The 8,954-nt window shown below is 51.9% G+C and carries 10 protein-coding genes; 1 reads left to right on the forward strand and 9 read right to left on the reverse strand.

Features of this window, described 5'->3' with window-relative positions; genetic code table 11:
- Positions 1-532: response regulator (locus tag BG52_RS13660; protein WP_036667483.1), on the reverse strand; the 532-nt coding region annotated here is incomplete at its 3' end.
- A gap of 266 nt (positions 533-798) precedes the next feature.
- On the opposite strand from BG52_RS13660, the gene BG52_RS13665 reads away from it, so the two are divergent.
- On the forward strand, positions 799-1,353 hold the full coding sequence (locus BG52_RS13665; protein WP_036667484.1) for a DUF421 domain-containing protein: 555 nt from the start codon (positions 799-801) through the stop codon (positions 1,351-1,353).
- A 254-nt stretch (positions 1,354-1,607) separates the two neighbouring features.
- On the opposite strand, the gene BG52_RS13670 is transcribed toward BG52_RS13665, so the two are convergent.
- Genes BG52_RS13670 through BG52_RS13705 form a run of 8 tightly spaced genes read right to left on the reverse strand, consistent with a single transcriptional unit; the run spans position 1,608 to position 8,879 of the window.
- On the reverse strand, positions 1,608-2,333 hold the full coding sequence (locus BG52_RS13670; protein WP_036667485.1) for an MgtC/SapB family protein: 726 nt from the start codon (positions 2,331-2,333) through the stop codon (positions 1,608-1,610).
- Positions 2,334-2,339: 6 nt separating this feature from the next.
- Entirely contained in the window at positions 2,340-3,341 is a 1,002-nt protein-coding gene (locus BG52_RS13675) for a PHP domain-containing protein (protein WP_036667486.1), read from the reverse strand.
- Complete coding sequence (locus BG52_RS13680; RefSeq protein ID WP_036667488.1) at positions 3,338-4,123, reverse strand: DeoR/GlpR family DNA-binding transcription regulator; 786 nt, start codon at positions 4,121-4,123, stop codon at positions 3,338-3,340. The genes BG52_RS13675 and BG52_RS13680 overlap by 4 nt, the downstream gene beginning before the upstream one ends.
- Before the next feature lie 13 nt (positions 4,124-4,136).
- Complete coding sequence (locus BG52_RS13685) at positions 4,137-5,171, reverse strand: ABC transporter ATP-binding protein (RefSeq protein WP_036667489.1); 1,035 nt, start codon at positions 5,169-5,171, stop codon at positions 4,137-4,139.
- Positions 5,172-5,178: 7 nt separating this feature from the next.
- Entirely contained in the window at positions 5,179-6,027 is an 849-nt protein-coding gene (locus tag BG52_RS13690; protein WP_081793903.1) for an ABC transporter permease, read from the reverse strand.
- Positions 6,024-6,881, reverse strand: coding sequence for an ABC transporter permease (locus BG52_RS13695; protein ID WP_036667490.1), 858 nt, complete (start codon positions 6,879-6,881; stop codon positions 6,024-6,026). Before BG52_RS13695 ends, BG52_RS13690 begins: the two co-directional genes overlap by 4 nt.
- A complete protein-coding gene (locus tag BG52_RS13700) occupies positions 6,848-7,999 on the reverse strand; it encodes an ABC transporter substrate-binding protein (protein ID WP_036667491.1) in 1,152 nt (383 codons plus the stop codon). The genes BG52_RS13695 and BG52_RS13700 overlap by 34 nt, the downstream gene beginning before the upstream one ends.
- A 34-nt stretch (positions 8,000-8,033) precedes the next feature.
- Positions 8,034-8,879 carry an alkaline phosphatase family protein gene (locus tag BG52_RS13705; protein ID WP_036667492.1) on the reverse strand — a complete coding sequence of 282 codons (846 nt, stop codon included), beginning with the start codon at positions 8,877-8,879 and terminating at the stop codon, positions 8,034-8,036.
- Between the last annotated feature and the right edge of the window lie 75 nt (positions 8,880-8,954).

Consider the following 8,954-nt stretch of genomic DNA (forward strand, 5'->3'; position numbering starts at 1 on the left):
CGTTCAACGGCAGCATGAAATAAGCGATCCGCTCCTTCATCTCACGCGCGCTGACGTCGGTGCTGACCATCCTCTCCAGGAACCGTTCCCGGAGCACCGGCATACTCTCATGCAGCTGCCTCCTGAGCAGCTCCATATCCTCCCTCCGGGACTTTTCGTCGTCCAGTTCGGCACGTATTTTGTCCAGTACTGCCGTCAATTCACGAGCTGTAACCGGTTTCAAAATAAAATCGTTTACTTTCAGCTTTACGGCCTGCTGCGCGTATTCGAAGTCGTCGAAGCCGGTCAGGATAATGACCTTCGTGTTCGGATAAAGCCCCGACAGTCGCCGTGTCAACTCCAGTCCGTCCATAAACGGCATGTTGATATCGGTTAGCACGACATCCGGCGCGTACCTCTCCGCCGCCTCCAGCGCATCAAAGCCGTGCTCGCAATCAGCCATGCATTCGAAGCCATGCTCGTTCCACGCAATCCTTCTTCTTATGCTTTCCCGGACGCCCGCTTCGTCGTCTACCAGCACTATTCTATACATGGCCCCCCCCCCTGCCAGAGTCTCGTCCCTCTTAATATAGAAATTTTAACATAGCCTCCGCCCTTTTTGAATCCTACCGGGTGCGGCATGAGCCTGAAGCTTCGGCGATGAGGACCAAATAGTCCACAGCCGCATTCAAGTCCCCGGTTCGCATATAAGTCACAAACGATAACACCGTTTGCAGTCTGAGCCAATTCGAGATTGTGTAACCTAGCCTGAAGCAGGCAATAATGATAACACAATTGATGAAGGAGCCCAATATGCACATGTTTACGTTTATTTATGAAGCCGCAGTGATCATCATTGCGGGTTTTATTCTGCTTAGGCTGGCTGGAAAGAAAGCCATTGCCGAAATGACTCCGCTCGAAATGGTTACCGTGCTCTCCATCGGAACCATAATCGGTCATGCAATAGCCGAGAGAAAGCTTTGGCAGACGATAACTTGCATCGGATTATTTGTTCTTATTTTGATTGTCTTTCAATATATTGCCCTACGGTCACGCTACTTCGAGCGGCTGTTCATAGGAAAACCCACTTTAGTCATTCAAGACGGTGAAATCATTACCCATAACCTGGTCAAGCTGCGGATGACCATGGAGCAGCTTGAAATGCGGTTAAGGCAGAAAGGAATTTCCAATATTACGGACATCCGGACGGCCACCATCGAGGTCAATGGTCGCTTGGGTTATGAGTTAAAAGATTCTGCAGCTCCGCTGACGCAGGGGCAAGCCGAACAAATTCTGCGTTTATTGCAGCTCAGAATGCCTGCCTCCGAACAGCAGCCCCACGACGTATTCGAACAAATCCGCAAACGGCAATGAGGTCGGCATTCAACTGCTGTCCATATTGACCGAGAAATACGCGATTGTCTGAATGATCGGTCCATCCCATTCAATCATCGGTGATGAAGGTCCGCTCGTCACGCCCATAATTCGCGCCAAGTACAAGGCCCCCGGGAAGTTCCCGGGGGCCTGTCGCGGTGTACTGAAAACCGTCTCCCTATTGTTCCGCCTGGCCGAGAGATCGGACAGGCGCTTGAGCAACCTCTCTTATTCGCAGCCGCTTGTGTCCCCATTCATAACGCGTCTCCTGCCGTCTCCAGGCGGAGAACCCCTTCGATGCCCGCCAGCTTGATTAACGCTTCATCGAACGCCTTCGTCTTCTTCAGCTTGACATTCATCCGAATGATCAATGGCTCGACGGAGGGATCCGCCGCCTCTTCGTTCTCAATCGTTATTTTGTAGATCTTGATTCCGGACTCATTCATACTCGTTACGATTTGCTGTAAACTATTAATTCTGCGCTGCAGAATGAAGGTAATGCTCCTGTCCTTTTTGGCACGGGAGAAAATTTTCTCCACTTTATTGAGGAAGAACAAGCTGATCACCACCAGAAATGCGGAAATGGATGCACCGTAATAAAAACCCGCCCCCACCGACAATCCGACGGCGGCCACAACCCAGAGCGACGCTGCCGTCGTCAGACCGGAAATGGTCAAGCCCGTACGCAGGATCGTCCCAGCCCCCAGAAAGCCGATCCCGCTGATGACTTGCGCGGCAAGCCGGGCGGGATCAATCCGAACATTCGGTTCGGCAGCATACTCCGAAAAACCGTACATGGATAATAGCATGATGGCCGCAGAGCCGAGGCAGACCAAAATGTGCGTTCGGAATCCTGCGGAATGCCCGCCGAGCTCCCGCTCCAGGCCTACCAATCCGCCCAATACGATAGCCAGAATCAACCTGACGGTCAACTCGAGATTATCGATTCGCCATACCTCGGGATTCAACGTTACTCCCATGGGCCATCATCCCTTTAGCTTCATATTTTTGCGCTCCCCACGGTCGAAATAGACAACTTCTTCATAGCCTGTACGGATCGCAAGCTCTGCGGCTTCCCCGAGCATGGTTCCGATATCATCCGGAAAATGCGAATCCGAACTTAATGTAACCGGCACGCCATGCTTATGGATAATGCGGAGAAACGCCGGACTCGGACACATCTCCTTCACAGGGTAACGATAGGCGAGACCGGTATTGATCTCGGTCGAGACATCCGCGGCTTTCATAGCCGCAGCCACTTCCTCGTACATGGGCAGCAGCAGCGCTTCCTCCGGCCGGTAATTAAACACCTTGAGATTATCCGGGTGGGCAATAATATCGAACATACCGCTGCCGATCGCACCCAGCACACAGTCAAATAAGCGGCGGTACAACTGCACAAGATCCTGCTCCTTGAATTTATACTGAAGCTGCGGATTGTCGAAACCCCAGCCGTCCAGGAAATGAACGGACCCGATGATATAGTCAAACTCATAATTCGCAATCAGTGATCGCAGTTCCTCTTCCCCTCCGGGAAAATAATCGGCCTCGATGCCGAGCGCAATGCGATGTCCCTCTCTCTGGGCACCGCGAACCAGCTCGATGAACAGCTCAATCGATCCGATACATACGCGGTCCAGCCAGTTTTGCTGCATACGGCCGAGCTTCGAATCGTCGAGCGTCATATGCTTCTCATAATAAGGACGGAATTCTTCGAATCGGTACAGGTGGTCGACGATGCCAAACCGCTGGATGCCCAACTGCTTGCCGCGCCGAAGATAATAACCCAGCCACTCGCTGGAAAACCCCCCTTGCTCCAGCCTCTTCAAAAGCTTAGCCCGCAGTTCGTCCATCCAGGCCAGCGTGTGGTCCGGCTGCGTAAAGCCACCGGCTTCTCTCTCCAATTCCTCCAGCGCTTTCGCCGTGCGTTTCAACCAATCTAAGGAATAGGGGCCTTCCTCCAGGTGGAAATGGCAATCGACTATCAAAATGTGTCCTCCTCGTCAGCAAGCAAAAGCTCAATGTTTTTCTCCGCCAATATCCGCTTCCATTCGTCCGGACACCGATTGTTTGAAATGATGACGGAAATATCTTTTAGTTCGCCTATACGTGCAAATGTGGTTTTTCCCATCTTGGTGTAGTCGGCGAGGACGATCACGTCGTCGGCACGCTCCATCATTTTTTTGGATATGTTCGCTTCTTGCAAGTCATAGTCGGTAATGCCGTCTACTGCGGATACGCCGCCTGCGGAAATGAACGTTTTATTGACCTTCAGATGCTCGAGCATCCATTCGGCCAGCGGACCGTTCGCCGATTTCTGATCCACGTTCACCTCGCCGCCGATAAAAATAATTCTCCCTTCAAACAGCTCCATGGCAAGCAGCATCGCGGGCGTGGAATGCGTAACGAGCGTAACGTTCTTTTTGCCGCCGATAAATCTAATGATCTCCATTGTCGTCGTCCCGTTGCCCAGCATAATGCTATCGCCATCCTCCACAAGAGAGGCGGCTAGCTTCCCGACCGCGCGTTTTTCCGCCGCGTTCATCGATGCTTTCAATTCGAACGGAGGCTCCCATGAATCAGAGCCGGTCTTTACCGCTCCACCGTATACTTTTTTTAGTTTTTTTTCTTTATCCAGACGTTCAAGATCGCGCCGGATCGTTTCCCCGGATACATTCAGCTGTTCTGCCAGCGCCGGCACTTTCACCTTTTCTTCTTTTGCGAGCAAATCCAAAATGGTCTTTTTACGTTCCTCATAAGAAAGGGACATGGGCTGCAATCACCTATCCTAACTTTTTAAGCGGTTGGCACTTTTCCATCGGTATTGCCAGTCGAACGGCCTCGTTCTCCCTAAGGTGCAAAAGTCCTGAATCATTCAAGACGTCCACCGACGCATCCAACCCGCCAATATCAACATGATATCGAACGACATTACCAAGAATGGCGTAATGTTTCATATACCCAATCGTATACATATATCCAGCATCATGCGCTGCGACCGCCGCCTGCGGCACAATGGAGATGACCTCCGGTCTGATAGCGAACAGGTCTCCGGATGGAATATCGGCGAATCCCGCCTGCTCCATCTCCGGGCGGCTCCATACGTTATAACTCCCAATAAAGCGGGCTACAAACTCGGTTCCGGGCAACGTATAAATCTCCTCCGATGTACCCTGTTGCTCAATTTCACCATTATTCATTACGATAATACGGTCGGATACGGTTAAAGCTTCCTCCTGGTCGTGGGTGACGAAGATGGTCGTCATATTCAGCTTTCTCTGCAGCTGCCTGATCTCGTTTCGCAGAGACCGCCGGATTTTCGCATCCAGCGCGCTTAGCGGCTCATCGAGCAGGAGCACCTTCGGCCGCTTCACGAGCGAACGTCCCAGCGCCACGCGCTGCTGCTGTCCGCCGGACAGCTGATTCGGGTAATAATTTTCCTTCCCCTTGAGGTCGATGATCTCGATCATTTGCTCCACGAGCGGTGTATACTCGGCCTTCTTCATCTTGCCCATCTTAAGTCCGAAGGCAATGTTATCGAACACGCTCATATTGGGAAACAACGCATAGGATTGAAACACCATTCCGACCTGTCGGTCCTTCGGGGAGAGCGATGTAATGTCCCGCCCGCCGATGAACATTTTACCGGAATCGATATCGTTCAGACCGGCGATCGCGCGCAGAAGCGTGCTTTTCCCGCAGCCTGACGGCCCTAGCAGCGTCAGAAATTCACCCTCTTCAACGGAGAACGATATATCCTTTAGTACAGGTACCTCGCCATAACTTTTCATCACATGCTCAACTTGTACAAAGCTCATCGTTACGTTATTCCTCCTCCTGAAGAGCGGCCTTCTTATAACCTCTCGGTTTCCAACTTCCCAGCTTCAGGACGAGTCCCGACAACAGGAGGATCAACAAGAAATACGTAATGACGACCGCGCTCGCCGATTGTCCGGAAGTTTTCATCTGATTGTATAAAAACATTTGAATCGTTTCATAGTCGCCTCCAACAAGCATACGCGACATGACAAACTCGCCGAAAATCATCGAAAATGACAGTAAGCTCGCCACCAGCGTACCCGGAAGAATGTTAGGCAGCACCACTTTCCGGAACGCCGTCATCTTGCCTGCACCTAACACCTCCGCCGCCTCCACGAGATCGATGGCATTGATCGTGTTCAGGCTGTTTCTAACGCTCTGGTAAATAAAGGGCTGGATGAGAACGAAATAGACGGCGATCAAAATCCACACCGTTCCCGTGATCGCAAGCGGCCCGGAGGAATAAATCTTGATCAACCCGATAGCCGACACGACCGGCGGAAAAGCAAACGGCAGCATGATGGAAATCTGCAAGAGCTTCTCCCCGTTCGGAAAATAGACATGGAGCACGAAAATGACCGGAATCATGATCGTAAGCGTAATGGCGACGGTCAGCACGCTGACGAGAACGGTCCTGCCGATCGCCTCGTAAAACCTCATATCCGCCAACAATTGCGCATACCATTCAAGCGTGTAACTATTAGGGAAAATTTCGTCTTGCCATTCCTTTGCGAGCGAGAACAACAGCGTGCCGACGATGGGCAGGAACAGGTAGATCAACAGAACGACGATGACCGCAACATGCCATCGCTTGCCGCCTGCTTTACGTTTGCCGTTTGCTGCAACCGTCTTCATAAGCCTCTCCTTCTCGACCAGCGCGACATCTGTTCATTGATAAACAAAGATATCAGCATAATGACGGCCAGAATGACAGCCAGTGCACTGCCAAGCTGAAAATTCGGAAAAATATCGCCGGATACCAGTGCCGCGATCCGGATCGTCAACAGATTGTAATTAATGCCCGTCAATGCGTAAGCCGTCGCATAAGCGCCAAGCGAATTCGCCATCAGTATACTAAAAGTGCCGAGCAGGCCCGGCAGCATCACCGGCAGGCCGATATACCGCCAAAAATTCCACGTCGAGGCCCCCAACAGAGAGGCAGCCTCTTTCCACTCGGAACGGATTGCATAGTAAATCGGATAGACTAGCAGGATGGACAACGGTGTCTGATAATAAATATAGGTCAGCAGCAAGCCTGACCCGGAATAGAGATCGAAGCCCGCAAGCAAATCCCATCCCAGCTCCCGGGCCATGACCATGAAGGCGCCGTTGCCGCCAAGCAGGATCATATAAGCGAAAGCCAGAGGCACGCCTACAAAGTTGGTGATCATGTTCGAAATCATTAGCATCCGATCCCGCAGCTTCGTCGTGAAACGGGTAATCGAATAGGCGCAAATGATGGCAATGAGCATCGCGACACCGCTCGAAAAGAACGAAATCTTGATGCTGTTGACGATGGACTGCCGGTAGAGCGGGCTCGCAAAACTTTCAACATACTGACCAAGGGTAAACCCTTGGCCAGCATCATCCTGAAAGCTCATGAAAATCATTCGAATAATAGGAAGCAGTTCGAACGCACCGATCCATAGGACAAGCGGGATCAGCACAAGGAGCATCATTTTATTTTGGATTGCACTTGTTCGAGCCATAACTGCGGCAACTCCTTAAGCGCGTTTTCCCATGCGGCGAAGTCTTTGATCGGCTTAACGTTCGCATACTCATCTTCACTGATCAGCTTCTTCGACACTTCAGCGGGCAGCTCCACGCCGCTGCGGATCGGACGAGCGAATCCTTTGGCCAGGTTGACTTGTCCTGCATCGCTGAAAATATAGGCACGGGCGAGCTTCGCGGCGTTCGGGTTTGCAGCGTTCCGGTTGATAACCGATGCATATCCGCTAATGACGCTGCCCTCGGCAGGAATATGGACCGTAAACTTCCCCGGATCGATCTGTTCACGATAACCGAGAGAGTTGAAATCCCACAGCAGAATCACTTCACCCTCCCCCTTCTGGATGGTCGGCACGGTCACGTCAGTCTTGGCTATGCGGCCCTGTTCCGCCAGACCCGCGAAGAAGTCGAGGCCAGGCTGGAGATTCGTTTCGTCACCGCCGAACGCGATAGCCGCCGCTAATACGGCGTGCTGTGCCTGCGAAGCCTTGGTCACGTCGCCCACCGACACTTTATAGGAGCCCGCTTTGATGTCGGCCCAGCTTTTGGGACATTGTTCTACCAGGGTGTTATTGCAGAGAATGGAGATCGAGCCCGTATAGCCGACCATCCAGTCGCCGTCGTCGTCTTTTGCCCAATCGGGAACTTCGTCCCAATATTCGGTTTTATACTTCAGCGTGAGCCCCTTTTGCTCGGCAAGCGGACCGAATGCGATCCCGACGTCGCCGATGTCAGGCGGGTTGTTCTTCTCGGTCTCGAATTTAGCCAACTCCTCCGCGCTGGACATATCCGTATCCGTATGATCGATTCCGTATTTCGTTTTCAAGTCGGTCCATGTGTCTTTCCAGTTCGCCCATGAATCAGGCATGCCTACACTGGACAGCTTCCCCTCCTTCTGTGCAAGAGGAACAAGTTCTTTCAGCGTCGGATTGTCGTTCACCGTTTCCGCTACGGCAGCGGCGCCATTTCCGGTCTGATCTCCTGCAGCGCTCTCCTCTTCGGTGCTGTTCGTCTTTGAACTGCATGCGGACAACAAGATGACTAAAGATAAGAACAAAACTAGCAGCAACAATCTCTCCTTCGTTCCAGCAGCTTTCATTCTACCCATCCTCTCTTCAACCAGAATATATGGATTACACCTGATTCCGATAACCCGGAACCGGGATGGCCACCATGTCCGCCGACATCGGTATGTTCAACAGTCCGCAGATTAACGGAGCAACCGCCAGCTGCGGCAAATATTCGTCTGTGTAGATCCCTGGTTGAAAATGATCGCCGATGGCGATGAACCCGACGTCTCTCTCCGCTTCGCCGGTACCGCCGTGGTGGCCGTCTGCGTTCATCCCGTGATCCGCCGTAATAAGGATGTGGTAGCCCGCCTCGATCCACTCGGGCAGCAGCAGCGCCAGCAGACTGTCCATCTTAAGAGCCATCCCGCGGTATTCCGGGGAGTCACAAGTATATTTGTGCCCGGCGTCGTCAATATTCATCGGATGGATATATAGGAAATCAGGATCAAACGATCTCCTAAGGTATTCCGCATCGGCGAGCAGGTGAGAATCCGGATAGCTGTCGTCGTAATAAAACATGCCATGCTGGATCGGTTTAGTCTCGTCATGCTGGATCCTGTCAGAGAAATAATCGAACGGCGCCCGTTGGTAAAGCTCGCTTACCCAATAGTACGCCGCCGCCGCAGTCTTCAGCCCGTTGTTCCTTGCCAGGTGAAACACGCTCTGGAAGCGTGACAACCGCACAACCGAATTGGCCGTAATGCCGTTCATGCAGCTCGGCGTACCGGTTAGCAGCACTTCGTACAAGGGCCGGGACAAGCTCGGCAATTCCGACTTGACCTTGTACAGCGCAGCCTGATTTTTCTCGATTAAGTGGTTCAAATACCCCATGGAAGACAACATAACATCATATCTCAAACCATCTAGTACGATCACAACCGTTTTGTTCAATCGATCACCCCAATCCATGATGGTTTGTTGTTTCTTGTGTAATTTTGTTGATTTACATTGATATTACCCAAGTTTGGCGACATAATTTTCCAG

Origin of the sequence: Paenibacillus darwinianus, assembly GCF_000598065.1 — a bacterium.
GTDB lineage: Bacteria > Bacillota > Bacilli > Paenibacillales > Paenibacillaceae > Paenibacillus_I > Paenibacillus_I darwinianus.